Below are 26,266 nucleotides of genomic sequence, written 5' to 3' on the forward strand. Positions count from 1 at the left end.
AGGCATCATTGCGCGCAAGCATTTCACGGTGTACGGCGTGTTGCCATTCGGTGCCCCGGCGTGGGCGAAGGCGAGGTCACGGCCCGGTCGCCGAGCGTGGCGGAGGGGGTGCCTACACGGCTCCCGACCGGGGTGCGTACCCTCGTAAGGTCTCCCGTAAGCGACGGGTGCGTTTCGCGTGCCCACGTATGTCGTCGCTCGTCGTGACGAGGCCACACGTTGGTAGGAGACACCAGAGACTGCCGTGCGACCGCACGACATGCCGGTAGACGGCCGAAAATCCGTCGCCCGACGGCCGAGACACAGGAGTAGCAGTGAGCAAGGGTAAGCGCACCTTCCAGCCGAACAACCGCCGACGCGCGCGGACCCACGGTTTCCGCCTCCGCATGCGGACCCGTGCCGGCCGGGCCATCTTGGGGGCTCGTCGTCGCAAGGGCCGCGCCGCGCTGTCCGCCTGATCCGGCTCGTCGAGGCGCGCCGTGCTGCCCGCAGCCGCACGTCTACGGCGGAGTGAAGACTTCCGGGTCGTTCTCCGCCGGGGCTCCCGGGCAGGCAGGCGTCGCCTCGTCGTCCACGCGTTGACCACGGACCCGTCCGCGGCCGCACCCGATGCGGCCAGGGCGGGTTTTGTGGTGAGCAAGGCCGTCGGGAACTCGGTGGTGCGCCACCGAGTGACCCGGCAACTGCGTCATCTCGTTTCGGCCCGGCTCGGAACACTGCCCCCGGGCAGCTCGTTGGTCGTACGGGCATTACCTCCGGCGGCGTCCGCTTCGAGCGCGGAGCTCGGCGCCGATCTCGACGCGGCGTTGCGCCGGCTCGGACTCACCTCGTCCCGCCGCACCGCCGGGGAAGGTGCTCCCCGGCAACCGCGTCAGCAGGACGCGGCCCCCGACCACGGATCAGCGGTGTAACGGCTATGCAAGCCACTCCCGAGCACACCCACGGCGGCACCGAAGTCACCGGGGAGACGGCCCCGCGCCGCCCCGGGCCGGTCGCGTGGGTGCTGCTCCTCCCCATCAAGTTCTATCGCAAGGCGATCTCGCCTTTCCTGCCGCCGGCCTGCCGCTTCTACCCGAGCTGCAGCGCGTACGCAGTCGAAGCCCTGACCCGGCACGGTGCCGGCCGCGGCTCCTACCTCGCGCTGCGCCGGCTGGGGCGGTGCGGCCCGTGGACACCGCCGGGCCGCGATCCGGTACCCGAGAAGTTCTCGTGGCGCCACCACCTGCCTGAAACACCGATCGAGGAGTAGCTCAGTGCTCGATTTCATCTACTACCCCGTGTCCTTCATCTTGTGGTGTTGGCACAAGGTATTCGGGTTCGCGTTCGGGGAAGCATCGGCGATTTCCTGGATCCTCGCGATCATCTTCCTGACGTTCACGGTCCGCGGCATCATGTTCAAGCCGTTCGTGAACCAGGTCCGGTCGATGAAGAAGATGCAAGACTTCGCGCCGGAGATGAAGAAGCTCCAGAAGAAGTACGCGAACGACAAGCAGCGCCAGGCGCAGGAGATGCAGAAGCTCCAGCGCGAGCACGGCGTCAACCCGCTGGGCAGCTGTCTGCCGATGATTCTTCAGATCCCGGTGTTCATCGGTCTGAACCACGTGCTGCGCGCGTTCACGATCCTGCCGCCCGGCGGTGGCGTGAAGACGGAGAACTACTTCTTCAACCAGCACGATGTCCAGTCGTACGTCACGGCGAAGCTCTTCGGCGTCAACCTGGGTGAAGCGGTCTACAACGGCGTCGGGGTGGTCAGCGGCAGTGTCGCGGCTCCTGGGTTCCACTGGAACGTGCTCCCGGTCGCGCTGCCCCTGATGATCATCGCGTCCATCGCCACGCACCTCACCGCGCGGCACTCCGTGGCCCGGCAGAACGCCGCGTCGGCCACCTCGCAGACCGCGATCATGAACAAGCTGACGATGTACATCTTCCCGCTCGGCGTGCTCGTGTTCGGTGCCCTGTTCCCGCTCGGCCTGCTCTTCTACTGGCTGGCGAACAACGGCTGGACGCTGATGCAGCAGCGGCTCGTGTACACGCGCATCGACAAGGAAGAGGCCGCGCGCAAGGCGGAGGCCGCGGAGAAGCGAGCGTCGCTCGGACCGAAGCCCGGGCAGAAGCCGACGGCTCCGAAGGTCGGGCAGAAGCCTGTGCAGCAGAAGAAGAACAACCCGTCCGGCAACGGTGGCCAGCAGGGCAAGGTGACCAAGGCGGGTTCGGCGCACGGTTTCGCGCAGACGAAGTCCCCGTCTTCCTCGGGTGGCGTGGAGAGCAAGAAGAACGCCTCGTCCGAGGCTGCCGCGCAGTCCACGCCGTCCGAGCCGGACACCAACGCGACCCCGTCGAAGCCGGCGCAGCAGCCGGCCCAGAACGGATCGAACAAGGAGAACGGAACCGGGGTTCCGGGGCTCCTCAAGGACTCGACCAGGAAGTCGGGCCGGAAGCGTCGCTGACGCGTCCGGTTCGGAGAGGAGACGAATGATGTCGGAGACGGTCGACACGATCGACGCCGATCAGGACGAAGAGACCACGGCCTCGGCCGCACCCGCCGCGGGTGCCCCCGCTGAGGCCGCCGACGAGAAGCAGGGCGGCGACGACCTGCTCGTGCAGGAAGGCGACATCGCCGGCGACTACCTCGAGCGCCTGCTCGACCTGCTCGACTACGACGGCGACATCGACCTCGACGTCGAAGCCGGCCGCGCCATCATCAGCATCGACGGCGGCGAGGACCTCGAAAAGCTCGTCGGCCCCCGCGGCACCGTGCTCGAGGCCCTGCAGGAACTCACCCGCCTCGCCGTCCAGCAGGAGACGGGCTCCCGCAGCCGCCTCATGCTCGACATCGCCGGCTGGCGTGCCGACCGCCGCGAAGAGCTCCGCGAACTCGGCCGCTCCACCGCCGAGTCCGTCCTGTCCAGCGGCGAGCGCGTCCGCTTGCAGCCCATGAGCCCCTTCGAACGCAAAGTCGTGCACGACGCGGTCGCCACCGTGGACGGCGTCACGAGCGAAAGCGAGGGCGAAGACCCGAAGCGCCGCGTGGTGATCTTCCCGGAGGGCTGAGCCTCCTGGACCCCATCCTTGCGGCCGTCACGGCTTGATGCGGTGATCTGGACGCATCACTGAGTATTGCGAAGCACTGAGCAGAAGCGGCCCGCCGGACTTCCGGTGGGCCGCTTCCTTTGTCTCCTCTTGCTCGTTCCGCCGTGCTGTGCACGTCGTCGGCTCTTGCGTTGGGCGGCCTCACCGCGTTGCACCGGGCGGGCTCCTCGCACCGGTCGCCTTTGCCGCCGTGCCCCAGCTCGGCTTGCTGCCGCGCCCCGGCCCTGCTGTCGTGCCCCGCACGCAGCCGCAGTGCGCATCGCTTCATCACATGCCAGGACGCGCTCTCCACGGTCGCTCTCCCCCGTCGGCTCCCGCGCTGGACTGCCTCACCGCCGGTGCCCCGGACCGGCTCCCAAACCATCCCTTGCGGCCGTGCGCCGGCTCGGCTTCCACGCTTACCGCCGTGCCGCACGCTGCTGCCGCGCTCATCGCATCATCACGTGCCGGGCCCGTCCTCCACGGTCGCAAGCCCGCCGGCTCCCGCACCTGGCGGCCTCACCGCCGCGTCCGGGACGGCTCCTCACACGAGCCGCCCTGCGGCCGTGTCCCGGCTCGGCTTTCGTACTTGTCGCAGTGCGCCGCACGCTGCTGCCGCGCACGCCGCTTCACCACATGCCAGGACACGCTCTCACGGTCGCGCGCCCCGCCCGCTGAGGCGCTGGGCTGCCTCACCGCCCCACGCACACGCGGAGAAGTCCGCTCGGCCACCCGCAGGTCTCCACGGCGACTCCGCATCCACCGAGACTGCGCCCGCCCAAGCTGCCCGGCCAAGCTGCCCGTGCTCGTTCCGGCGTTGTCCTTGCCGACCGCACGCGCTGCCCGGCGCACGTCTCCATGACTTTCTGGTCCCGACTGAACTCGCCTCAGCCCGCACTCGCTGGAACCTGCCACTCGTCCCGCTGCCTAGCGGGTCTCTCGGATGCTCCCGCTGCACGCGGATCCGACCCCAGCGGACCGCCGCCCGCAGCGCCGCTGCCTCCCATCCGGCCGGTGTCCTCGAAGTGGCGCGGGTGCCGTGTGTCCGCCTGCGTAGGCCGGCCGGGTCAGTTCAGACAAATCCGGTCGGGCGGGCCGTCACCGCGAGACCTGTATTCACAAAAGCCCTCACGCTGTCAGCTCGTCCGAACCCGCCGGTGTCGCTCGGCATCGGCCGTTGAGGCGACGGAGTCCGCGCCAGGCAATGCGGCTCATCGAGGCGCCCGGTCGCCTGCTGCTCGACAGCTCGGATCCGCGGTCTCGCACTCGCAACGACCCGCACCTCAACGACCGCTTTGCTCGCCCGGCCTTGTCTCGGGCGGTGGTCGTCCGCCGGCGTGGCCGCGCGATTGCCCGGACGTGCCCCGCGCAAGGCGGCTGCTACCGCGGATGCCCGACCGCGACCCGGCACTCATCCACCGGCCCCACTCGCCCGCTGCTCTGCGCTCATCCACCGCCGCGCGCTCGGACTACTCGAAGGTCCTGCGCCCGAGTGCCCTGGCTCATCCGCGAACCGCCGCTCGACCCAGCAGATCGCCGCTCCAGAACCAGCGTCACGACCGCCCTCCCGCGCCGTGCTCGCCAAACCTTGCGGCGAGCACGGCGCTCGGCTTGCGCACCGAAGCGAAAGCGGCGGGCTGAGGGCGCAAGAAGGGTGGCCCATGATCTTCGAATCCGGGCTCGCCTTCGTGCTCCCCGGCTCGTCCGTCAGCTCGCAAGCGTGTCCGCGCAGGCGTCTTTCCGGCCGCTCCTCCATGCTTGCCCGTTTGTATTCCGAACCTGCTGCCGCGCTCGCCCACTCCCCTGTCCGTGGATCGGTCGGCCGATCGCCTCGTGCGGCGGCGTGTTCGCTCGACTGCCAGTCGGTCCGCTGGTGGGCCGGCGGGCCCCTGTCGGTTCAACTGCCCGATCGCTCCCATGTCTGCTTCTCGGCGGCACCTTTCGGCGCCCGCCGATGCCGCCCCGCTCCGGTGCCGCACGAGTTGCCGGATCCGATCGGTCTGGTGCACCTCGACCTGATCCTTCGGGTGGACCGAACCTCCGAGGCTTGTTGGAACGAATTACAACTGTGGCGTTTCACGTGAAACGGCGCATCCCGCTGAGCGCCACCCGTCGTCGTGGTTTCACGTGGAACACGGCTGTGGACACTCGGCTCCCTGAGTGGAGTTGTCCACAGTTGCGGTCTGTCGGCTCGATTTGGGCTCGGCATCGGGGACAATCGAACGAGCGCGTTTCACGTGAAACGCGCGGACCGAGGAGTGGGTTTCGTGAGCTTGGAGGGCGCCACCGCGATGGTGCGGACCGCGGCGGCGGAGGTGTTCGGGGAGCGGGTGGATCGGGCGGCTGGGTACGTCGAGTTGCTGGCTACTCATGGGGTCGAGCGGGGGCTGATCGGGCCGCGTGAAGTGGAGCGGTTGTGGGAGCGCCACGTGCTGAACTCGGCTGTGATCGGGGAGCAGATTCCCGACGGGGCGCGCGTTGTGGACGTCGGGTCGGGGGCTGGGCTTCCGGGTGTGCCGCTGGCGATCGCTCGGCCGGACCTCGCTATCGTTCTCCTCGAACCCATGGCCCGCCGGGTCGACTGGCTGGCCGAGGTCGCCGAGAAGCTGGAACTCCCGATCACCATCGTGCGTGGACGCGCCGAGGAGCGGTCTGTGCGTGAGCAGCTGGGTGGCGCTGACGTCGTCACCGCTCGCGCTGTTGCTCCACTCGCTCGCCTCGCGGGCTGGTGTCTTCCACTGGTTCGCCCCGAAGGTCGTCTGGTTGCGCTCAAGGGGGCCAGCGCGGGAGAGGAAATCGAGCGGGACCGCGTGGCTGTGCGGAAGGCCGGCGGTGCCGATCCAGAACTCGCCGAGTGCGGGAAGGCAGTGCTCGAGGTCCCCAGCACGGTCGTAATGATCCGCCGCCTGCCACCGAAGCCGTCCCGGCCACGCGGCAGGCGGAGCTAAGCGTACGAGTGCGGCCGCGACGTTCCTCGTGAAACGCCGCGGTCCGAACGCCAACGAGTCGTCTATCAAGAGGAGGTGTCGAGACCGGTGAATCCCCGCCCGTCCGACCCTGCGAGCACCGGCCACGACTTGGGCTGGACGCCGATCGCCGAAGAAGCCGTCCGCGCCGCGAGCGTCCTGCACCCGAAGGAGGGCATGCTCCCCCGCCCGACCCGTCGCCGGGTGCTGACGGTCGCCAATCAGAAGGGCGGCGTCGGCAAGACAACGAGCACCGTCAACCTGGCCGCCGCACTTGCCGTGCACGGGCTCAAGACTCTGGTGATCGACCTCGACCCCCAGGGCAACGCCAGCACCGCGCTCGACATCGACCACCGCTCGGGCACGCCTTCGATCTATGAGGTGCTCATCGGCGAGGTGTCGCTCGCCGAGGCGGCCGCTGTCAGCGAGCAGTCGCCGAATCTGTTCTGCGTGCCCGCGACGATCGACCTCGCCGGCGCGGAGATCGAGCTCGTCTCCATGGCCAGCCGCGAGACGCGGCTCAAGGAGGCGCTCTCGTCCGAGATCCTCGACCAGATCGGCGTCGACTACGTCTTCATCGACTGCCCGCCGTCGCTCGGCCTCCTCACCGTCAACGCGATGGTGGCCGCGCAAGAGGTGCTCATCCCGATCCAGTGCGAGTACTACGCGCTGGAAGGTCTGGGGCAGCTGCTGAGCAACATCGAGCTCGTGCAGCAGCACCTCAACCGCGAGCTTCGCGTCTCGACGATCCTGCTGACGATGTACGACGGTCGCACCAAGCTCGCGGACCAGGTCACGAACGAGGTCCGCAACCACTTCGGCGACACTGTCCTGAAGACCGTCATCCCGCGCAGTGTGAAGGTCTCGGAGGCGCCTGGCTACGGTCAGACCGTGCTCTCCTACGACCCGGGTTCACGTGGCGCCATGAGCTACCTCGACGCCGCCAAGGAGATCGCGGAGCGTGGCGCGACCGAAGGAAGGAGCAGTACCGCATGACTGAGCGCAGAGGAGGGCTGGGGCGAGGGCTCGCGGCCTTGATCCCGACCGGGCCGGCCACCACGGCCGTCCCGGTCCCCTCCGCCGTCGAAGGTGGCACGCCCGCGGACAAAGTGGCGCGTGAAGAGAAGGGCTGGTTCGCGGCCAACGGCGCGGCGACTCCCGTCAGCGGCGAGGTCGCCGGCGCGGTCTACCGGGAGATCCCGGTCAGCGCCGTCAAGCCGAATCCGAAGCAGCCCCGCCAGGTCTTCGACGAAGAAGCGCTCGCCGAACTCGAACACTCCATCCGCGAGTTCGGGCTCATGCAGCCCATCGTCGTCCGCGAATTGGGCGACGGCGAGTACGAGCTCGTCATGGGCGAGCGGCGCTTGCGGGCGTCGCAGCAGGCGGAGCTCGAGGCGATCCCCGCGATCGTCCGGCAGACCGCCGATGAGTCCATGCTTCGCGACGCGCTGCTGGAGAACATCCACCGCGTCCAGCTGAACCCGCTCGAAGAGGCGGCCGCGTACCAGCAGCTGCTCGACGAGTTCGCGGTGACGCACGAAGAGCTCGCCAGCCGCATCGGCCGCAGCCGCCCGGTCATCACCAACACGATCCGCCTCCTCAAGCTGCCGCTGGCCGTGCAGCGCCGCGTGGCCGCGGGCGTGCTTTCGGCCGGACACGCGCGGGCGTTGCTGTCGCTCGAAGATCCGGAGAGCCAGGAAGAGCTGGCGGCTCGGATCGTCGCGGAGGGCATGTCGGTGCGCGCCACCGAGGAAGCCGTCACGCTGAAGAAGAGCGAAAAGCCGGCGAAGCCGAAGGCCGCTCCCCGCAAGCCGATTCAGGCACCGGGTCTGCAGGAGTTGGCCAACCGCCTCTCCGATCGTTTCGACACGCGTGTGAAAGTCGACCTCGGTCGCCGCAAGGGCCGCATCGTCCTCGAGTTCGGCTCGGTCGACGACCTTGAACGCATCGTCTCGCTCATCGACGCGAACTCGAACGAAAAAACGGCGAATCGGACAGAAGAAACCGACTAGGGATCACCCCGGGTCGTTTCGTCACGGTGATGATTGCTCACCGGGACGGTGACCGGCACTCTGGGTGGTCGCTTCGGGCGCGGGAAAAATCGGCGGTCGTGCGGCGCGGAATCCGGGAGAGTTGGCGGAACCAGCTCTCCCGAAGGAGCGTTCCGTGATCCCTCCGCGCTTGCCTCCGCTACTGAGTCAGTTCGACTTCGCGTGCAATCGACTAATCGATCGGCTCGACGGGCCGGCGGTCGACAGCGGCGACGGAACTCCCGTTTCCCTTGAACCGATGACCGACGACGAGTTCCGGTGGGAGCCGACGCCGGACTGTTGGTCGGTGCGGCGGCGCTCCGATGGACCGGGGCCGCACGCGACGTTCCTCGCCGGCCGCGGCGAGTGGGGCCGCGACTCGGCACCTCACCCCCACCCGTCGCCGCCGCCCGTCACGACGATCGCGTGGCGGCTGAGCCACCTGAGCGAAATGCTGCTCCAGCGCGCCGACCACACGTCAGGCAGCCACACGCTGACCCGCGACGACTACGCGGACACCGGCGACGCCGCAACCGCGACCGCCGCGTTCCAGATCGGCGCGGCCGCGTGGCGGAAAGCTTTGCTGAGCGTCGACGACGCAGCACTCGACACCGTGGGCCTGTGCACCTATCCCTACGGCAGTGATCCCGACGAGCCGTTCCTCGAGATTGTGTGGTGGGTCAACCAGGAAGTGCTGCACCACGGCGCCGAAATCGCGTTGCTGCGCGATCTCTATCGAGCGCGGTGATCAGCGCGCGACGGCCCGCGCCACGAGATCGGCGAACACTGACCCGAGCGACTTCCCTGCCGCCTCAACGGCCATCGGCACCGTCGACGTCTCCGTGAGACCCGGCGACAGGTTCACTTCGAGGAAGTGCACCGTGCCGTCGGCGGTGATCACCGCGTCGGTGCGCGAGATGTCGCGCAGCCCGAGCCAGCGGTGCGCCGCCACGGCCAGCTCGCCGACGGCCTTCGCCGCGTCTTCGGAAATGCGCGCCGGCGTGAAGAAGTCGGTGAGGCCGGCCGTGTAGCGGGCGGTGTAGTCGTAGACGCCGCTCTCCGGCACGATCTCGACGGCCGGCAGCGCCTCGGCGCCGTGCTCGCCTTCGATTACGGTCACGGCCACCTCGACCCCGTCGATGAAGCGTTCCGCCAGCACTGTGTCGCCGTACGCGAAGCAGCCGACCATCGCCGCAGGCAGTTCCGACGCCTCGCGCACGACCTGCGTGCCGAGCGCCGAGCCGCCCTGGTCCGGCTTGAGGATCATCGGCAGGCCGAGGCGCTCCACCATCGCGTCGAGCACCGACTGCGCACCGAGTTCACGGAAAGTGCTGTGGGGCAACACAATCCAGTCCGGCGTCGAGAAACCGGCCTGCTGCACGAATGCCTTCGCGGTCGGCTTGTCCCACGCGCGACGGCAGCCCTGCGAGCTCGTGCCGACGAAAGGCACGTCGAGCATTTCCAGCACCGTCTGCACCGAGCCGTTCTCACCTTCACCGCCGTGCAGCGCAACGACGACCGCGTCTGGACGCTGCGTACGCAGGCGCTCGAGCAGCCCGGCGTCGGTGTCCCACTCCTCCACCGTGAGCCCCTCGGAGCGCAGCGCGGCCGAAAGCCGGCGGCCCGAACGGAGGGAGACGTCGCGTTCGTGGGAAAGCCCGCCTGCGAGCACGGCAACGGTACGGTCGACCACCGTGGGAACTCCTTAGGTTTTGCTGCGGACCGGTCAGACCGTGTCCGGCGACGGGGTTTCGGGCCCCGAGATGGTGCGTGCCTTCACGCTACCGAAGGTGCGGCTGAGATCCATTTCGGACTCCAGCACCGCCGCGAGCCGGCGCACGCCTTCGCGGATCCGTTCGGGCGTCGGGTAGCAGTACGACAGGCGCATCTGGCGCGAGCCGTAACCGTCGGCGTAGAAGCCGGTACCCGACGCGTACGCCACGCGCGCGGTGACCGCGCGCGGCAACATCGCTTTGGTATCAACACCTTCCGGCACGGTGACCCACACGTAGAAGCCGCCTTCGGGCATCGTCCACGAGCAGCCCGGCGGCAGGTACTGGTTCAGCGCCGAGATCATCGCGTCGCGGCGCTCGCGGTAGTTCTCGCGGAACTTCTTGATCTGGCCCTTCCAATCGTGCGTCGCGAGGTAGCGCGAGACGATCATCTGGTTGAACGTGGGCGGGCACAGCGTCGCGGATTCTGCCGCCAGCACGAGCTTTTCGCGCACGGCGTGCGGCGCGAGCACCCAGCCGACGCGCAGGCCGGAGGCGAATGTCTTCGAGAACGAGCCGAGGTACACCACGTTGTCGGGGTCGAGCGAGCGCAGCGCCGGGTAGGTCTGGCCGTCGAAGCCGAGCAGCCCGTACGGGTTGTCCTCGACGATCAGCACACCGTGCTCGCGGCAGATCTCCACGATCTCCGCACGACGTTCCACAGCGAGCGTGACGCCGGCGGGGTTGTGGAAATTCGGGATGGTGTAAAGGAACTTGACGCGCCGGCCCGTCTTCTCGGCCTGGCGCAGCGCCTCGCGCAGCCCGTCGGGCACGAGCCCCTGGTCGTCCATCGCGACGTGCACGACCTTCGCCTGGTACGCCGCGAACGAGCCGAGCGCGCCGACGTACGAAGGGCCTTCTGCGATCACGATGTCACCGGGATCGCAGAACAGGCGAGTGACCATGTCGAGGCCCATCTGCGAACCGACGGTGACGACGACGTCGTCCGGGTGCGCCTTGATGCCCTCGAGAGCCATGATTTCGCAGATCTGGTCGCGCAGCGTGGGGATGCCGTGGGCCGACCCGTACTGCAGTGCCACGAGACCTTCGTCGGCGATGATCTCCGCCACCTGCGCCGCCAGCGTGTCCAGCGGCAGCGCGGCGAGGTTCGGCATGCCTCCGGCGAGCGACACGACCTCGGGCCGGCTCGCCACCGCGAAGAGGGCCCGGATCTCCGAAGCTGTCATCCCGGCGGTGCGCGCTGCGTACCGGTCGAGGTGAGGGTCGAGATTGTGGCGGCCGGCTTGCGGCTTGACGGGGCGGTTCTCGGTCATCGACACACCTGAGGGCTCGGTGGTACCTGCGGGTAGATCCATCGAGTGTAACCAGGGCCTCTTCCTGGTCCCCGCTCTTCCGGCGCTCATCACATCGTCCTATTCTTCGAGTGGCTCTTCCGGTCGTTCCTGCGCTCTTGCGGGGAACGGATGCCGGTCGTGAGGGATTCGGGGAGGTTCAGGTGTCACGTCGCGTGGTGGGCGTCACACTCGACAACCTCGAAGACCTGCCCAAGAGCTGCCGTCGGTGCGTCTACTGGGAGCTCGCGCCGCACCTCAAGGCCCAGGCAGAGGAGTTCGGCTCCACCGAGGTCGAGAAGGAAGCCTGGGTCTCCAGCGTGCTGCTGGAGTGGGGCTCCTGCGGCCGCATCGTCTACAGCGACACGCTGCCGGTCGGCTTCGTGCTGTACGCGCCGCCGAACGCCGTGCCGCGCTCCTTGGCCTTCCCCACGTCGCCGCCCAGCGCCGACGCCGTGCTGCTCACCGCGTTCCAGGTCCTGCCGGAGTTCCGCGGCGGCGGCCTCGGCCGGATGCTCGTGCAGGCCGTGGCGAAGGACCTGACCAAACGCGGCGTCCGCGCCATCGAGGCTTTCGGCGACGCCGTGCCCGACGAGGTCGACCCGATGGGCCAGCATACGTGCGTGCTGCCGGCGGCTTTCCTGCAGAGCGTCGGCTTCAAGACGGTGCGGCCGCACTCGAAGTGGCCGCGGCTGCGGCTGGAGCTGCGTTCGGCGATCACCTGGAAGGAAGACGTCGAGGCGGCGTTGGAGCGGCTGCTCGGCCAGGTGACGATCACGACCGCGGAGCCGAGTCTCGGGCGGGCCTGATCAGCTGCTCTCGAGCTGCTTCTTGAGCTTGGTGAGGCTGTCGCGCCAGTAGGCCTTGAGGTCGTTGGCTGTCTCTTCGTCGACAATGCGCTCGTGCGCCAGGGCGATCTGAGTCTTCGTGCCTTTGTCGACAAACCCGACGTTGACCCGCGTAGTCCCGTCGCCCCAGTCGAACCGCGCCGACTTGTTCCGTTGCGTCGTTCTGATTGTGAGCTGATCGCTGTCGAGCCACTCTTCCCTCGCGGCCGGCTCGGCCACGGTTTTGTAGACATCGTCGACACTCGCCTTGATCGTCCGGCTCGCATTCACCGTGAACAGCCCGTCCCGACCCCCGTTGCGCGGCCGCAATCCCCGGGACCGCTCGTACTCGACGGTCACTGTCTGTGCCCACCAATTGCCCAACCGGTGCTCCTCGACGAGCCGGCCGACGATCTCCCCGTGGCCCTGACCACGCGCTCCCCACGCGTCGAGCACCTCACCCCACTCACCGAACCCTCGCCCGGTTGCCGTACGCACCGCATCGTCCGAGGTCAACTTCGTGCCACCCATGGCAGCCCTCCTTGTCCGGTCACCCCGAACGTCGCCACCGACCCCACCCCTTCGACACACCCCCGAAAGATCTTCGCGACGCCCGCTTACCACGGTGTTACCCAGCCCGAAATACCCGATTTTCCCAGCTGTGCACAACTGTGGAAGAAACCCCGAGTTATCCACAGATCCCTGATAGACGCCGTGGAAAACCTGTGGATGAGTAGACTGGGTCTGGGGACGCCCCCCGAGGAGGGCGGGGGCTGCCCCAAGGTGTGGTGTGTCCCAGGTGGGGCGGGCGCAATGGGTTGTGGCGGTCGGCTGGGGCGGTCGAAGCGGTTGCGTGGCTCCGGTTGCGGGGTTGGCGGTGGACTACTCCACCCGGGTTGGTCCGTGCACCGCTTGGGGTGAGGTTCGGGCCGCAGTTGTGCACAGGGCGCCAACGGTGGGCGGTGGGTCACGCCTTGAGTGCGGCTGGTTGCGATGGATGTGAGTGACTACCCAGAGTGGTTGTGGGTAAGTCCACCGAAGGTGCTACTGCCGGGAGCGGAGCTGGGCGGACGCGGGGGCGCGAGGCTGCGGTGGCGGTGGGTTGGTCGGGTCGGGTGTGGTGGGTAGAGCTCGGGATCGGCGATGAGCTTCAAGTGGGCTGCGCGCCCTCGGCTGGAGCGGCAGCGGATCGGCGGCATGAGGCGGCGACGTTCGGCCGCTCCCGGATGACCTGACTTTGGCGACTTCGAGTGTGAAAGGCCCTCGCTGCGCCGACCGGGGCCCAACGGCGGCATTAACGCAGGGGCTGTGGAACTGCGGCACCAAGCCAGGGGCTGCCGAACGGCGCTGACCCATTCTGACGGCTGACTCCTCGCGGCCTGTGGAGCCGTCGACTGCGACGGTGTTGAGTTGGCAACCAGCGAGCAACGGTCAACGATCAACGGGCATGCAGCTACCAACCTGGGGCAGCTGGTCTCGCGGCTGGGTCTCAGTATGCAATGGGCGCCGGAGCAGCCGATCGGGCCGCGCGACCATCGACCAACGAGTGCTGATCGAAGCTCGCTGGGCAGCGGACGGAGCCAGGCTCGGGTCTCTGTCCAGCGGCGACTGGCCTCGGCGACGAGTGGAGCGGCCCGGCAGCGGACGGAACCAGGGCCGGGTCTCTGTCCAGCGGCGACCGGCCTCGGCGATGAGTGGTGCGGCCCGGCAGCGGACGGTCTGCGATTGGTGCACTGCTGAGCATCGAGGATTGGCGAGAGTTCAGGGCTGGTGAACGGAAGCCGGACCCAGTGCACCGGCTGTTGAGCGGGAACTAGTCCGATGGCAGGGCTTGCGCCTGGGCGCAGTAGTGAGTGGGTGTAGTCCTTGGTGGCGACGCCCGGCGCTGCAGAGTACGTGCCCAGCGTCGGCCCGACAGTGGCTTGGTTGCAGAAATCGGTGGGATTGCCCGGCGAACCGGTGCCCAGCCCGCAGCGATCGCGGCCGACGCCCGTGGTCGGCCGCAAGAGCTCGGCGGCCTGGACGGTGGAAAGCGATAGGGCTTCTGTCGTCCGAGGTCGTGGCCGGTGGTGGTGACCGGGGCTGAGTCCGGAGAGCTGAGTCCACTGGCCGGGCAGCGATCGGCGACCAGCGATCGGACCTTGGCTTGGTAGCCCACACCTCGGTGATTCGTGGCGAGCCGAGGAAAGCCGCGATCAGTGGTTGGTAATTGGTAATCGGCAGCGCGAGCCACCACATCGCGGGCGTGCCGATCAGCATCGTCGCGCCGGCGCGACTCGCCGCAACCGGTGACGGCGCCGTCGTAGTAGTTCAGAACTCAGCCGGAGATCGGGGCTCGGCGGCTGGGTCCTGGCGGGTGGCTAGAACTGGCCGGCAGCCTCGGGTCGGCGGCACGCGGCCGACGCAAGCCGTCGGTGCCGGCTGCTGGAACCGGTGACCAGAGGGGCGAGCGGCGACCACGCTACTGGCCCGGGGCCAACGGCCCGAGGTCGGAAGGCGTTGGCGAGGCCAGCGGCCAGCGGTCGAGGGCAACGGGAGACGACCGAGCCAGTGGGAATCACGAGTTGTGGTTGAGAACAGGGCGGGTAGCGCCCGAGCCGACTGGAGCTATGGGTTGTGGATCGAGAACGGGAGGCCTGGGGCGCCGACGACTCGTGAAGACTGAGACCGCGAGGCCTCCGAAAGTTGACCCTCTCTGGGGCAGGAGGGTGTCGAACAGACCGGGCGGAGATCCGCCTCGGGCTGAGGGCGTGCCGATCAAGGAGGTTGCCCGGCGGTTGGGGATCGCGCGGAACACGGTTCGGGCGGCGTTGAGGTCGGACGGCCAGCCGACGTACCAGCGGGCTGCGCGGGGGTCGGTACGGATGCGTTCGAGCGCCAGATCCCGCCGTTGCCGGCGGAGTGGCAGGGAAAGAGGTGAGCCGGGCCTCGGGAAGGAGGGCCCGGCTCAGTCGCGAAGATGCGGGGGTTGTGAAGCAGAAAACGGAGCTACTCAGCCTTGGCCAGCTCGTGCGCCAGCACGTCGGCGAAGGTGAAGGTGCCCGTGGGTTGGTCGCCTTCGCCCAGCAGGTACAGGCGCTTGACGGCGATGAGGATGCCCTCGGCGACGATGTCGCGGAAGGCGGGGTCGGCGAGTTTGCGGCTGTCGTCCGGGTTGGTGAGGTAGCCGATCTCGACGCGGACGGCAGGGCAGCGCGTGCGGGTGAAGATTTCCCACGTCTTGTAGTGGGTGCGGCAGTCGCGCAGACCCGTGCGGGCCACGACCTCGCGCTGGATGAAGCCGGCGAGGAGTTCGCCGACCGTCGAGGTCGTGCCGTTGCCGGTGCCGAAGTGGAAGCTAGCGATGCCCTGGGCGCGGGGGCTGGGGTTGCTGTCGCTGTGGAGCGACAGGAACAGGTCCGCGCCGGCGTCGTTGGCGAAGCGGGCGCGTTCGAAGTCCGTGGGGCTGTGGTTGGGGCCGCGCGAGATCAGGGCTTCCATGCCGGTGGCCTGCATGCGGCCTTCCAGCCGCCGGGCGAGGTCCCAGGCGATGTCGGCTTCGCGCAGGCCGCCGGCGACCACGCCGAGGTCTTCGCCGCCGTGGCCGGGGTCGATGACGATGCGCTTGCCGCGCAGGCGGGGGCCGGCCTGGCGAACCTGTTCCTGTTCGCGCAGGAAGACGGGGCGGCCGCCGCGGGCGCGGGGCGACGAAAGCCGGTGCAGCTCGCGGATGGTGGCCGGGCCGCAGATGCCGTCGGGCTCGAGGCGCATGTCGCGCTGGAAGGTGCGCAGGGCGCGTTCGGTCTGGGGGCCGAAGTAGCCGTCGGGGCGGCCGGCGTCGAAGCCGAGTTCGGTGAGGCGCTCCTGCAGCGCGAAGACGTCGTCGCCCTGGACGGGCGAGGACAGCATGTACTGCAGCGGACGGCTCCCCAGGTGGAAGCTCGCGCCCTTCATCGCCTGGAAAGTGGCGGGGCCGACCACACCATCGGTGATCAGCCCACGACGCTGCTGGAAGGCCCGCACGGCGTGCTCGACGGCGGCGTCGAAGGTGCCGTACTGCTCGGTCCCCGCCACCGGCGGGAGCAGGTCCATCCCGGCAAGGATCGACCTGATCTCGGCGACGTCCGGACCGGCGTCACCGCGGCGGAGTACCCGCATGCACTCCTCGCTCTTCCTAGGGCACCGAAACCGGCTCGATGCGAAAACAGAAAACCTGTGTGGGTGGTAAGCCCAGGCACCTATTGTGCCCTGTGAACTCTCGGTGAGCGCGCAGGCCCGGTTGGTGTGCCCCGGGAGAGCGCAAGCCGCCGCAGGACGGACACGCCCGTGCACCTGCGTGATCATGGCCACGGACACTTCGCCCGAACGTGCGAGAACCCGGGCCCGCGAGGCGATTCTCGCAGGCCCGGGTTCTCAGCAGCTGGACAGCGCGGCCTCGATCAGAGGACGTCCTTCAGATCGGACAGCAGAGCCGCCTTCGGCTTCGCGCCGACGATCTGCTTCACCGGCTTGCCACCCTGGAACAGGATCAGGGTCGGGATGGACATCACCTGGTAGTCACGCGCCGTGTTCGGGTTCTCGTCGATGTCGAGCTTCGCGACGGTCAGCTTCTCGCCGTTCTCGGCCGCGATCTCCTCGAGTACCGGGGCGACCATCTTACAAGGCCCGCACCAGGTCGCCCAGAAGTCGACGAGGACCGGCTTCTCGCTGGTCAGGACGTCGTCCACGAACGACTTGTCGGTCACCTTGACGGTGTTGTTGCCCATGGTTTCTCCTTCGGGTGGTCGGTATCGGAAAGTCAGTGGGTGCCGGCGCCGTAGCCACCGCCGACCAGCTCGGACGCCTCGTGGGCGTTCTCGTCGCCGTGCTCCGCCAGCCATCGTTCCGCGTCGATGGCAGCGCTGCACCCGGAACCCGCCGCCGTGATGGCCTGACGGTAGGTGCGGTCCACGAGGTCACCGGCCGCGAAGACGCCCGGCACGTTCGTGTAGGACGTGCGCCCCTGCGTCACCACGTAGCCGTCCTCGTCGAGGTCGACCTGGCCGCGCACGAGAGCGCTGCGCGGGTCGTGGCCGATCGCGACGAAGAAACCGGTGACGTCCAGTGTCTTCTCGTCGCCGGTCTTGGTGTCCGTGACCTTCAGGCCCTTGACGGTGCCGTCGCCTTCCACCCCGGTGATCTGGGAGTTCAGCTGCCACTTGATCTTGTCGTTCGCGCGGGCGCGCTCGAGCATGATCTTGGACGCGCGGAACTCGTCACGGCGGTGCACGATCGTGACGGACTTGGCGAACTTCGTCAGGAAGGTCGCCTCCTCCATCGCGGAGTCACCACCGCCGGCCACTGCGATGTCGTGGTCGCGGAAGAAGAAGCCGTCACAGGTCGCACAGGCCGACACGCCGCGGCCGAGCAGGTCCTGCTCACCGGGCACGTTCAGATAGCGCGCCGCAGCGCCCATCGCGAGGACGACCGCGCGCGCGGCATACCGCTTGCCGTTCGCGACCACGTACTTGACGTCGCCCGTCAGCTCCAGCGACTCGACGTCCTCCGCGCGCAGCTCGGCGCCGAAACGCTCGGCCTGCTTGCGCATCTCTTCCATCAGGTCCGGGCCCTGGATGCCGTCGCGGAAGCCGGGGAAGTTCTCGACCTCCGTGGTCGTCATCAGCGCACCACCGAACTGCGTGCCCTCGAACACCAACGGTTCGAGCTGCGCGCGAGCCGCGTAGACCGCGGCCGTGTAACCGGCGGGACCCGACCCGACGATGATCAGGTTCCTGATTTCCTCGGCAGCCACCCGTGAACCTCCGCTCGTAGTGACCTGTGCTCTGGTCTCAACACGATCGTAGGTGGCGGTGTTCCCGACGGTGACGGCCGCTACTCGCCCGTCCCGACCAGCGGTTATTTCTTGCCGACGACCTTGTCGAACAGCTTGTCGGCGTGACCCGGCCCGCAGTCGGCCCCGAAGGCCACCAGGCGGAACTGCGCGAGCTGACCCGTCGTGTAGATGACGAGCACGCCCGGCTTGCCGTCGACGGTCACCGGCCGGATGCCCTCCGGCCGCACGTCCGGGTCCAGACCGGCCGCGCTGACACACGCGTCGAGGCGCTGCTCGTCCTGAAGCGGGCCGAAGTCGCGTACGCCCATGGCTCCGCCCAGCAACGCTTCGGCCCCGCTGCCGTCGCTGCCCACCGACGGTCCCACCGGCGCGGGAGCGGCCACGCCGGTACCGGTTTCCTGGGCCGGGCCGGGCACCGTCACGGCGATCGCGACGATCGCCGCCGCGGCCGCCGTCAGGATCCCCGCGCCCCAGCCGAGCCGCTTGTTCCGCCGCCGCCGTGCTGCCGCGAGGCCCACCACGGGCGCCACGCCGGGCTCAACCGATGCCGGTGCCGGAGCGGAGCCGGATGACGGAAAGGGGGCGGCCTGCCGGGACGCGGCTTCCGCGGCCAGCGCCTGGTCGATCCGCGCGGCGAACTCGGCCGGCATCGGCGGCGCCGGCTCGTGAGCCAGAGCCGCCAGGTCGGCCGTGGTCGCCTCGAGGGCTTCGACGATCGCGCGCGCTTCGGGGTCCGCCTGCACCCGCGGCCACAGCCGTGCCGCCTCGTCTTCGTCCAGCACGCCGGCGTGGAGGTCGGCCAGCACGTCGACAGACCAAGGCGGACCGACGGTCCCGCCGACCTCCCGACTCTCGTCCGTCATCGTGCCTCCCCGTTCCCCGGCGAGCGGTCGGCTCGCCCGGCACTCCGGGACCCGTCCGAAGTGGCGCTCCTGCGTTTGCTTTCGTGAGTTGGGACGTTCGCATTCGCATCCGGGTTCCGCAGGTGCCCCAGAACCTTCGCGAGTTTGCCCCTTCCTCGCGCGCAGCGGCTCTTGACCGTGCCCTCCGCGATGCCGAGCATCTTCGCCGTCTCGGCCACGGAGTAGCCCTCGACGTCGACGAGCAGGATCGGCGCGCGTTGCTCCTCGGGCAGCTGCTCCAGCGCCTCGCGCACGAGCAGGCTCGTCTCCTTCTCGGACATCGAGTCGCGCGGTGAGGCCGGCTCGTTGAAGCCGGCCTCGGGCAGGGGAACGGTGGGACGCGCCTGCTTGCGCCGGATGCGGTCGAGGCACGCGTTGACGACGATTCGGTGCAGCCACGTGGTCACCTGCGACTCGGCGCGGAAGTTGCCCGCCGCACGAAAGGCCGAGATGAACGCCTCCTGCAACGCGTCGGCGGCTTCCTCCGGATCACGCAGTGTCCGCAGGGCCACCGCCCACAGACGATCACGGTGCCGCCGGACGAGTTCGCTGAACGCATGCGGGTCCCCGGCGGCGTGCGCCGCTATGAGATCCGCGTCCGTGGGAGCTGCAGCCGTCACCCGGCAGAGCCTACTGAGTGGGAGATGTCGATCACCCCGCAGGCAGGAAGCTCACGTCTCCGATCTCGCTGATGAAGCCGCCCTCGCTGTCGTCGCCCAGCTGGGTGATCCACACGACGAAGTACTGGCTCTCCGTCGGCGTCTGGAGGTCGATCGTCGTGTCGGTGCCGTTGAGGTCACCGGTGCCGACCACCTTGGTGTCGTCCAGCTTCGGGTTCTTGCTGTCGGCCGAACGGATCTCGATCTTCGTGCCGGGGCTGTCGGCCGCGATCTTCACCTGCGCGAGCTTCACCGGGTCGTCGAACTGCACCACGAATCCGACGCCGGGCTTCAGCGTCGGCAGCTGCTGCTGGTACTGGTCGGTGCGCCAGACCGTGCCCGGGTCGCCGTCGATCGTGTTCTTCACCCGGCTGGAGTTGTCGCCCGAGCCCTCGGGGTTGTAGATCGTGGCCGCCTTCGGCTCCACCGCCTGGCCGAGCTTCGGCGCGGCCGGTGACGACGGCGGGGGCGCCGCCGAGTTCGCGGGCGGCGGCGCGGCGCTCGACGTGGGCGCCGCGACGTTGATCGTCGGACCACTCGCCTTGGAGTCGCCCTGGAACAGGTTGATCAGCATCAACCCGCCCCACGCCAGGATCAGCACGGTGGCGACCACCAGCACGGTCACGCCGAACGCCAGCTTCCGCCGCCGCGCGACGTCCTTCACCGGCTTCTTCGTGGTCCAGATCGTGCCGTCTGCCTCGGCGGGAGCGCCGTCGCCGACGGCCTTGATCAGCTGCGTGCGCTCCTCGGCCTCGGCGGCCTGGTCGAGCACGCGGAGGATGGCCGAGCTCGTGCGGATCCCGCCGTTGCCACCGTCTTCAATCGTTCGTACCGCCAGCGAGGACAGCTCGGGCGGCACGGCCGGGACCAGCGTCCGCGGCGGCACGACGTGGCCCTGCGGGGTCAACGGCGCCGCGGGGACCGCGGGCGGCCCGCCCGGCAGCGCCCAGCGTCCGGTGAGCAGGAGGTACAGGACGGCGCCGAGGGCCTTGACGTCGTCGCGCAGCGTCGCGTCCGGCAGCGGGCCGGGGAACGCCAGCTTCAACGCGCCGTTGGGCGTCAGGCGCAGCCGCTGGGGGTGGTCCAGACCGAGGACCAGGCCGTTCTGGTGCGCGTGTTCCACCGCTTCGGCGAGCGCCTGCACCATGCGCGCGGCCGCGGCCGGCGCCACGGGCCGTTGCGCGACCAGGTCCACCAGGTCGCTGCCCTTGGTCCACTCCGCGACGACAACGCCGAGAAGTCCCTCGTTCGAGGTCACGCCACTGCCGAGGCTCAGCACGTCGAGCACCCGCGCGACCCCGCCGTGGCCGAATTTGGACGCGTGCGCCGCGCGCTCCAGCGTTCGCCGGGCCAGCCTCGCGGCCTCCGGATCCGCCGGATCACCGACCAGCAGCGTCAGCGCGACATCGCGCTTGAGCTGCCCATCGCGTGCCCGCCACAGGTGCGCGGCGGCTCGTTCGTCCACCCCGAACTGCGCGAGCAGGCGGTACCGGCCGTCGCCGACGACCCGGCCCGGGGCCAGCGAACCGCCCTGGGCACGAATGTCCGCACGGTTGGCCTCCCCTGCCTGTTCGCTCCGTCTCGTGTCCACCGCTTCTCTCCCGCGTCGCGCTCCCGCCCCGAGGGTACCCGGATCAGGTCTGGAGGAAGCGTCGTCAGTCGTGAATCAATCGTTACCCGCGCTTGATCAATCGGGTGATCCTCGACGTGGCCGGCTTCAGCTCCTCCACCTTCAGGGCCATGAGCACGCCGAACGAGACGCCGATGCCCACGATCCCCTGCAGGAAGAGCTTGATCCAGGCCTGCAAAGTCGGCCCTAAAGACGACGGCACGATCAGCCCCGCGACGTACGCGGCGGCCACGCCGAGCACGCACGCGACGACGGTGAAGAGGATCACCCCGATGATGCGCTTGCTGCGCAGGTTGCCCAGCGTGACCCAGAGCCAGACCTGGCCGAGGACCGCGCCGACGACGTAGGTGAGCGCGTTGACCATCATCACGCCCAGCACCACGTTTTCGGGCGAGAGCAGCACGGGGCACAGGTACAGCAGCGGCACCTTGACCAGCGTCATCACGATCATGATCAACGTCGGCGTGCGGGCGTCCTTCATCGCGTAGAACACGCGCATCTGGAGCATGACCAGCGCGTACGGCAGCAACGCGAACGACGACACCGCCAGCGCTTCGCCCAGCCGTGTGGCGCCTTCGATCGAACCCTTGCCGAAGGTGAACAGCGCGATCCCGATCGACGAGCCGACGATCGTCATCACGGCCGAGATCGGCAGCAGCGTGACGGTCGAGATGCGCGAGGCGTAGGACAGGTCGCCGATCAGCTTCTTGGTGTCGCCGTCGGCGGCCGCGCGGCTCATCCGCGGCATGATCGCGGTGAGCAGCGAGACGCCGATGACGCCGTAGGGCAGCTGGAACAGCAGCCACGCGTTCGTGTAAGCCGTGACACCGCCGGGTGCGCCGTTGGTGAGCACGCGGGTGGTGATCGTGTAGCCGACCTGGCTCACGCCCACGTACCCGATGACCCACAGCGCCAGACCGCCGAACTCCTTCATGCGCTTGTCGATGCCCCAGCGCCACTTCGGCCGGAAGCCCGAGCGCAGCAGCGGCGGTACGAGGATGATCGCCTGCGCGACGATGCCGCCGGTCACGCCGAGGCCCAGCGTGAGCACCTTCGGGTCGGTGATCGACGGGCGGTCGGTGTCGATCGAGCCCGGCATCACCCACACGACCAGGATCGTGAAGATGACCACCAGGTTGTTGATCACCGGGGCCCACGCCGTCGGGCCGAAGATCTGCTTCGCGTTCAGCATCGCCGAGAGCAGCGCGAACACGCCGTAGAAGAAGATCTCGGGCAGCAGCAGGTAGGCGAACGCCGTGGTCAGCCCGGAGCTGGCCTGGCCGGAGGAATCGACGTACAGCGAGGTGAACGCGGGTGCCGCTATCACCGCGATCAGGGTGCCCACCAGCAGCAACGTCAGGCCGACGGTGAGCAATCGCTGGGCGTAGGCCGCGCCGTGGTCCGGATCGTCCTGCGAGCGCACCAACAGCGGCACCACGACACTCGTGAGCACACCGCCGATGAGCAGCTCGAAGATGATGTTCGGCATCGTGTTGGCGACGTTGAACGAGTCGTTGGCGATGCCCGTGCCGATCGCCGCCGCGAGCAGCAGCTTCCACAGGAAACCGGTGATGCGCGAGATCAGCGACGCGATGGCCATCCGGCCGCTGGCCTTGGCGATCGACGGCGCCTGGGCGGGCGCGACGGGCTGCTCGCCGGTGGAGCCCGGTTCGGTGGGCCGGACCAGTGGCGCGTCGCCGATCCGCGGCATGACCTGGGTGGCCAGCGCGTCGTACGGGCGCATCGAGTCGGGGTCGGCCACGGGCCAGCGCGAAGCCGCCATGGGGACGCCGGCGGTGCGCGGGATGAAGCGGGTGGCCTCGGGGTCGCGCAGCGCCTCTTCCTGCCACGGCCGGATCGGCGTGCCGGGGCGCGGGCCACGGCCGCGGTGCGGCGCCGGGGCCGGGGGCAGCGGCTGAGGACCGGAAGCAGGACCCGGCAGCGGCTGCGGGCCGGACGGCGGGCCCGAGGGCTGCGGCAGTGGTCCGGACGGCGGTGGTCCGGACGGCGGTGGTCCGGACGGCGGTGGTCCGGACGGCGGTGGTCCGGCGGGCACGGGTGGTCCGGACGGCTGCGGCAGAGGTTGCCGACCCGACGGCGGGGGCGGTGGCAACGGTTGCCGCCGCGTGGGCGGCGGCGGGGTCGCCTGCGCGCGAGACGCCTGACGCGGCTGTCCCTGCTGCTGCGGCGGCGGGGGTACGCGGCGCTTCGGCCGCTCGGTGCGCTCTTCGGGCGCCGGGCGCTGGGGGCGCTCTTCGGCGGGGACCGGCAGGTGGCGCGTGCGGCCGTTGGCCGGCGGTGGCTGCTGGCGACGTTCGGGCGGCACCTGGCCCTGGGGCGGCGGCTGGCGCCGGCCTTCGCGGGCGCGGCGTGGCTGCTCGGTGCGTTCGCCGCGACGAGGAGACGCACCCTCGCGCCGAGGACGACTCGCACGCTCGGGTGGTAAGCCCGGCTCTCTGTCCAACGCGCGCCCAATCCTCGGTGCCAGGGTCCCTGCCATTGTGGCAGCGGTCGACCCAGGGTAATCGGGAACGGCCTCTGATACCCGGTCCCCCGAGGACTCAGCGCGATTCGGCCCTGGCGGCCCGGCCTTCCTTGACCCGCCGGTAGATCCGCCGCGACGCCAGAAGGAGCAGGGCACAACCAGCGACGACGGTGATGATGATCGTGATCGGGCCGTACTCCGTCGAGGTCAGCTCGAAGCGCGCCGTGCTGCCGAGCTGCGTGCCCGTCGGGGTGGTCAAGGACACATCGACGCTGAGGCGGCCGGCGCGCAAGGCCTCGATCTGCAGCAGCTCGTTCTTGCCGCCCTTGGCCGGGAAGAACCAGTTCTGCACCTGCTCGGGGCGGATGCCGACCTCGTTCTTGAGCGCGATCTGCGCGGTGATGCCCACCGGCAGGTCGTTGCTCACGAACACGGGCAGTGGTGACGAACCGGACGCGAGCGCGATCGTCTGCTTCGGCTGCTCCACGGTCACCTGGTCGCGGATCGCGGCGAGCTCGGCGTCGGCGTTGGCGCCGGCCGTGCCGGCCGAGGGCGTGCGGTAGGCCGTGGACGCGCCGCGCACGAGGGCGTTGCGCACCGGCGCGACGATGTCCTCCGGCGGCACGCGGTGCGTGGAGTCGACCCGCATGGCCGAGAGCAGACCGGCGGCCTGGCCGTCGAGGTCCGTCAGCGCGTCGGCGACGTCGCCGTTCCCCGACGGCGGCTGGTCGTGGGTGCCGGCCGCGAACGACGCCGTGCCCGAAGTGTCCTGGTCGAGCAGGTCGGACAGCGGCGTGGCGGTGGCGACGCCGCCGGGGCCGAGGAGCTGGCCCACGTGCTGGAGGAACGTGGTGAGCTCGCCCACCGGCACGTCCCAGCGCCGCGGCGGCGCGACGAGCAGCTGCGCGTCCGGCTCGATGCCGGTGCGGCCGAGGCCGGCTTCGAACGCGATGGCGGCGAGGCCGTTCTGGCTCGCGATCGCGGGCTGCGTCGCGGCGCCGACGGTGGTCGCGGTCTGCGGGTTGGGCGCGGAACTCGTCATGGCGCCGGCGATGACGCTGTCGATCGGCTGGGCGCGCAGTCCGCCCGGCAGCGAGACGGGGCCGGTGACGGGCACGTCGGCCTGCAGCTTCGACCCGTCGGTGAGCACGGTGTGCACGCCGGCCGCCGACATCGCGGTGAGCGCCTGGTCGTCAGGCGTGCCGTCAGGCCAGAGCACGCCCTGGCGCGGCTGCGTGTGCAGGAGATCGCGGATCGTCGCCTCGCCGCTGAGTGCCGTGCTCAGCAGGCCGGTGTCGGGCGTGCCGGTGGCCGAGCGGACCTTGCCCAGTGTGGTGAGGTCGGCGTCGGCGAAGGGCAGGGCGATCACGCAGTGGCCGTTGACGAGCGTGCGCAGCTGCGCCAGCCAGTCCTGCGCCAGCTGCGACCCCTTGCCCGGCGCGCCGGCGACGACGTAGCCGCCGGTCATCGCGTTGACGGTGCGCAGCAGGTCGGGGTCGACGGCGAAGCACATGGACTCGCCGACGCTCGGGTCGGCCTGCTGGGCCGCGCGGGCGGCCGCGACGAGGGAGTGCAGCCGGCCGTTGGGGCTCAGTTCGGCCGCGAGGGTGTCGTCGGTAAGCGTGAGCTGGCCGCCGTACGGGGACGACAGCACGTGCGGCGAGCTGTCGGTGATGGGCCACAGCACGCTGACGTCGGCGTGCTTGCCCGGCGGCGTCGACTTCCCGGGCGCGGACAGAACCGGCATGAGCACGCTCACGGCCGCGAGCCGCGCGGGGCCGCCGAACTCCGGCGTGCCGTTGACGTTGACCAGCATCGGGTACACGCCGGGCCGGCTGAGCTGGAGCGCGCTCTTGCCGGTGAGCGGCACGGTGACGTCGAGCTTGGCGGTCTGCCCCGGCTCCAGCGACTCGGTGAGCGTGGTGAAGTCGGTGAGCGGGCTGTCCTGGATCGGCTCGCCGGCCAGCACGCCCTTCAGCTCGCGGTCACCGGTCAGGTGCTCGCCGACCTGAAGCCGCACCTGCGGACGGGCGATGCGGCGGTCGCCGATGTTCGCCACGGTGCCGGACACGGTCAGCGTCGTCGTGGAGGTGGTGATCACGCGCGGGTTGAGCTGGTCGACGTCGAGCCGCAGGCGCGGGGGCTCGGGGCTGGGGGCGTCCTGGGCCTGCGCGGGCGCGCCGAGGAGGGCGGCTGCTGCGAAGACCAGCAGGGACAGGAAGAAGGCGGCGGGCCGCTTCACTCGGGTGCTCCCTCTCAGGCGCGCTCGTCGTGCGCGAAAAGTTCTTTGGCTTTGCGGACCAGCTTGCGCTCGTCCGCGTAGGCCAGCGTCGTCTCCAGCTCGGCCAGCGGCACCCACGCGACCTCGGTGACCTCGACGTCCTCGTCAGAGAGCTCGCCACCCGTCGACTCGAGCAGGAAGTGGTGCACGGTCTTGTGCACGCGGCGTCGTTCGGCCACGAACCAGTAGTCGATGGTGCCCAGTGGGCGCAGGACCTGCGCGGAGATGCCCGTCTCTTCCTTCACCTCGCGCATCGCCGTCTGCTCCACCGTCTCACCGTCCTCGATGTGGCCCTTCGGCAACGACCAGAGCAGTCTGCCGTGCCGGTCGAGGCGGCCGATCAGCACCGCGTGTTCCCGCTCGACGTCGACGACCAGTCCGCCGGCCGACGTCTCGTCGACCGTGGTCAGACGCCTGCCCCGCTGCCGCCTGCGCCTTCTGCGCGGCTTCGGCGCTCCGGCGCGGCCGGCGGATCCAGGCATGCTGCGATGCTAGAGCAAACGGTTGCCCAGGTACGCTGGCTCTCCGTGTCCGTGTCCGA

At 69.6% G+C, this 26,266-nt stretch carries 24 protein-coding genes and 1 pseudogene; 13 read left to right on the plus strand and 12 right to left on the minus strand.

All coding sequences use genetic code 11. The annotated features are described in order from the left end of the window. Positions 1–314 precede the first annotated feature (314 nt). The 10 genes from rpmH (at position 315) to AB0M56_RS00085 (ending at position 8,813) form a co-directional block, all read left to right on the plus strand. The gene (gene rpmH, locus AB0M56_RS00040; protein ID WP_285971341.1) at positions 315–458 is read left to right on the plus strand and encodes a 50S ribosomal protein L34; all 144 of its coding nucleotides are present in this window, start codon (positions 315–317) and stop codon (positions 456–458) included. 21 nt (positions 459–479) lie between these two features. Beyond that, on the plus strand, positions 480–911 hold the full coding sequence (gene rnpA / locus AB0M56_RS00045) for a ribonuclease P protein component (RefSeq protein ID WP_285971342.1): 432 nt from the start codon (positions 480–482) through the stop codon (positions 909–911). 5 nt (positions 912–916) lie between these two features. Continuing rightward, the gene (gene yidD, locus AB0M56_RS00050; protein WP_364053925.1) at positions 917–1,249 is read left to right on the plus strand and encodes a membrane protein insertion efficiency factor YidD; all 333 of its coding nucleotides are present in this window, start codon (positions 917–919) and stop codon (positions 1,247–1,249) included. 4 nt (positions 1,250–1,253) lie between these two features. After that, positions 1,254–2,447, plus strand: a complete 1,194-nt coding sequence (gene yidC, locus AB0M56_RS00055; RefSeq protein WP_364169042.1) for a membrane protein insertase YidC — start codon at positions 1,254–1,256, stop codon at positions 2,445–2,447. A 28-nt stretch (positions 2,448–2,475) separates the two neighbouring features. Further along, entirely contained in the window at positions 2,476–3,051 is a 576-nt protein-coding gene (locus AB0M56_RS00060) for a R3H domain-containing nucleic acid-binding protein (protein ID WP_220245400.1), read from the plus strand. Between the two features lie 1,679 nt (positions 3,052–4,730). Beyond that, positions 4,731–5,153 carry a hypothetical protein gene (locus AB0M56_RS00065; protein WP_364169045.1) on the plus strand — a complete coding sequence of 141 codons (423 nt, stop codon included), beginning with the start codon at positions 4,731–4,733 and terminating at the stop codon, positions 5,151–5,153. A 183-nt stretch (positions 5,154–5,336) separates the two neighbouring features. Next, positions 5,337–6,017 carry a 16S rRNA (guanine(527)-N(7))-methyltransferase RsmG gene (rsmG, locus tag AB0M56_RS00070; RefSeq protein ID WP_364169048.1) on the plus strand — a complete coding sequence of 227 codons (681 nt, stop codon included), beginning with the start codon at positions 5,337–5,339 and terminating at the stop codon, positions 6,015–6,017. Positions 6,018–6,104: 87 nt separating this feature from the next. After that, a complete protein-coding gene (locus tag AB0M56_RS00075; RefSeq protein WP_364169051.1) occupies positions 6,105–7,031 on the plus strand; it encodes a ParA family protein in 927 nt (308 codons plus the stop codon). After that, the gene (locus AB0M56_RS00080; RefSeq protein ID WP_364169054.1) at positions 7,028–8,047 is read left to right on the plus strand and encodes a ParB/RepB/Spo0J family partition protein; all 1,020 of its coding nucleotides are present in this window, start codon (positions 7,028–7,030) and stop codon (positions 8,045–8,047) included. The genes AB0M56_RS00075 and AB0M56_RS00080 overlap by 4 nt, the downstream gene beginning before the upstream one ends. Before the next feature lie 277 nt (positions 8,048–8,324). Beyond that, on the plus strand, positions 8,325–8,813 hold the full coding sequence (locus AB0M56_RS00085) for a DinB family protein (RefSeq protein WP_364169057.1): 489 nt from the start codon (positions 8,325–8,327) through the stop codon (positions 8,811–8,813). Here the strand turns inward: AB0M56_RS00085 and AB0M56_RS00090 are convergent, their stop codons facing one another. Both AB0M56_RS00090 and AB0M56_RS00095 read right to left on the minus strand, forming a co-directional pair. Next, entirely contained in the window at positions 8,814–9,758 is a 945-nt protein-coding gene (locus AB0M56_RS00090; protein WP_364169059.1) for a D-alanine--D-alanine ligase, read from the minus strand. A gap of 33 nt (positions 9,759–9,791) precedes the next feature. After that, a complete protein-coding gene (locus AB0M56_RS00095; RefSeq protein ID WP_364169062.1) occupies positions 9,792–11,111 on the minus strand; it encodes a PLP-dependent aminotransferase family protein in 1,320 nt (439 codons plus the stop codon). Positions 11,112–11,293: 182 nt separating this feature from the next. On the opposite strand from AB0M56_RS00095, the gene AB0M56_RS00100 reads away from it, so the two are divergent. After that, positions 11,294–11,938, plus strand: a complete 645-nt coding sequence (locus AB0M56_RS00100) for a GNAT family N-acetyltransferase (protein WP_364169065.1) — start codon at positions 11,294–11,296, stop codon at positions 11,936–11,938. On the opposite strand, the gene AB0M56_RS00105 is transcribed toward AB0M56_RS00100, so the two are convergent. Next, the gene (locus AB0M56_RS00105; protein ID WP_364169068.1) at positions 11,939–12,487 is read right to left on the minus strand and encodes a DUF4287 domain-containing protein; all 549 of its coding nucleotides are present in this window, start codon (positions 12,485–12,487) and stop codon (positions 11,939–11,941) included. Positions 12,488–14,641: 2,154 nt separating this feature from the next. On the opposite strand from AB0M56_RS00105, the pseudogene AB0M56_RS00110 reads away from it, so the two are divergent. Next, positions 14,642–14,817: pseudogene (locus AB0M56_RS00110) on the plus strand (helix-turn-helix domain-containing protein); the annotation flags it as partial. 127 nt (positions 14,818–14,944) lie between these two features. Here AB0M56_RS00110 and AB0M56_RS00115 read toward each other — a convergent pair. The 7 genes from AB0M56_RS00115 to murJ form a co-directional block, all read right to left on the minus strand. Then, positions 14,945–16,093, minus strand: a complete 1,149-nt coding sequence (locus tag AB0M56_RS00115; RefSeq protein ID WP_360609046.1) for an N-acetylmuramoyl-L-alanine amidase — start codon at positions 16,091–16,093, stop codon at positions 14,945–14,947. A 281-nt stretch (positions 16,094–16,374) separates the two neighbouring features. Beyond that, positions 16,375–16,701 carry a thioredoxin gene (gene trxA, locus AB0M56_RS00120; protein ID WP_220240252.1) on the minus strand — a complete coding sequence of 109 codons (327 nt, stop codon included), beginning with the start codon at positions 16,699–16,701 and terminating at the stop codon, positions 16,375–16,377. Positions 16,702–16,733: 32 nt separating this feature from the next. After that, the gene (trxB, locus tag AB0M56_RS00125) at positions 16,734–17,726 is read right to left on the minus strand and encodes a thioredoxin-disulfide reductase (protein WP_364169071.1); all 993 of its coding nucleotides are present in this window, start codon (positions 17,724–17,726) and stop codon (positions 16,734–16,736) included. 104 nt (positions 17,727–17,830) lie between these two features. Further along, a complete protein-coding gene (locus tag AB0M56_RS00130) occupies positions 17,831–18,631 on the minus strand; it encodes a hypothetical protein (RefSeq protein ID WP_364169074.1) in 801 nt (266 codons plus the stop codon). Beyond that, positions 18,628–19,290 (minus strand): RNA polymerase sigma factor SigM, encoded by a 663-nt coding sequence (gene sigM, locus AB0M56_RS00135; RefSeq protein WP_220245388.1) that lies wholly within the window; start codon positions 19,288–19,290, stop codon positions 18,628–18,630. The genes AB0M56_RS00130 and sigM overlap by 4 nt, the downstream gene beginning before the upstream one ends. Before the next feature lie 31 nt (positions 19,291–19,321). Further along, on the minus strand, positions 19,322–20,920 hold the full coding sequence (locus tag AB0M56_RS00140; protein ID WP_364169078.1) for a protein kinase family protein: 1,599 nt from the start codon (positions 20,918–20,920) through the stop codon (positions 19,322–19,324). A gap of 82 nt (positions 20,921–21,002) precedes the next feature. Then, positions 21,003–22,742 carry a murein biosynthesis integral membrane protein MurJ gene (gene murJ / locus AB0M56_RS00145; protein WP_364170686.1) on the minus strand — a complete coding sequence of 580 codons (1,740 nt, stop codon included), beginning with the start codon at positions 22,740–22,742 and terminating at the stop codon, positions 21,003–21,005. 333 nt (positions 22,743–23,075) lie between these two features. On the opposite strand from murJ, the gene AB0M56_RS00150 reads away from it, so the two are divergent. After that, entirely contained in the window at positions 23,076–23,405 is a 330-nt protein-coding gene (locus tag AB0M56_RS00150; RefSeq protein WP_364169081.1) for a hypothetical protein, read from the plus strand. 115 nt (positions 23,406–23,520) lie between these two features. Here the strand turns inward: AB0M56_RS00150 and AB0M56_RS00155 are convergent, their stop codons facing one another. Beyond that, positions 23,521–25,686, minus strand: a complete 2,166-nt coding sequence (locus tag AB0M56_RS00155) for a DUF6049 family protein (protein WP_364169084.1) — start codon at positions 25,684–25,686, stop codon at positions 23,521–23,523. Between the two features lie 14 nt (positions 25,687–25,700). Beyond that, positions 25,701–26,207: an NUDIX hydrolase gene (locus AB0M56_RS00160; RefSeq protein WP_364169087.1), complete on the minus strand. Its 507-nt coding sequence runs from the start codon at positions 26,205–26,207 to the stop codon at positions 25,701–25,703. Positions 26,208–26,266: the final 59 nt, after the last annotated feature.

The sequence above is a fragment of the Amycolatopsis sp. NPDC051372 genome (genome assembly GCF_040682095.1).
Taxonomy (GTDB): domain Bacteria; phylum Actinomycetota; class Actinomycetes; order Mycobacteriales; family Pseudonocardiaceae; genus Amycolatopsis.

Coding starts and splice junctions, on each gene's coding strand:
- AB0M56_RS00060 (WP_220245400.1), top strand. CDS start 2,476: ATGTCGGAGACGGTCGACACGATCGACGCCGATCAGGACGAAGAGACC.
- AB0M56_RS00130 (WP_364169074.1), bottom strand. CDS start 18,631: ATGACGGACGAGAGTCGGGAGGTCGGCGGGACCGTCGGTCCGCCTTGG.
- AB0M56_RS00065 (WP_364169045.1), top strand. CDS start 4,731: ATGATCTTCGAATCCGGGCTCGCCTTCGTGCTCCCCGGCTCGTCCGTC.
- AB0M56_RS00095 (WP_364169062.1), bottom strand. CDS start 11,111: ATGACCGAGAACCGCCCCGTCAAGCCGCAAGCCGGCCGCCACAATCTC.
- murJ (WP_364170686.1), bottom strand. CDS start 22,742: ATGGCGGCTTCGCGCTGGCCCGTGGCCGACCCCGACTCGATGCGCCCG.
- AB0M56_RS00160 (WP_364169087.1), bottom strand. CDS start 26,207: ATGCCTGGATCCGCCGGCCGCGCCGGAGCGCCGAAGCCGCGCAGAAGG.
- yidD (WP_364053925.1), top strand. CDS start 917: ATGCAAGCCACTCCCGAGCACACCCACGGCGGCACCGAAGTCACCGGG.
- trxA (WP_220240252.1), bottom strand. CDS start 16,701: ATGGGCAACAACACCGTCAAGGTGACCGACAAGTCGTTCGTGGACGAC.
- AB0M56_RS00080 (WP_364169054.1), top strand. CDS start 7,028: ATGACTGAGCGCAGAGGAGGGCTGGGGCGAGGGCTCGCGGCCTTGATC.
- AB0M56_RS00085 (WP_364169057.1), top strand. CDS start 8,325: ATGACCGACGACGAGTTCCGGTGGGAGCCGACGCCGGACTGTTGGTCG.
- AB0M56_RS00105 (WP_364169068.1), bottom strand. CDS start 12,487: ATGGGTGGCACGAAGTTGACCTCGGACGATGCGGTGCGTACGGCAACC.
- AB0M56_RS00115 (WP_360609046.1), bottom strand. CDS start 16,093: ATGCGGGTACTCCGCCGCGGTGACGCCGGTCCGGACGTCGCCGAGATC.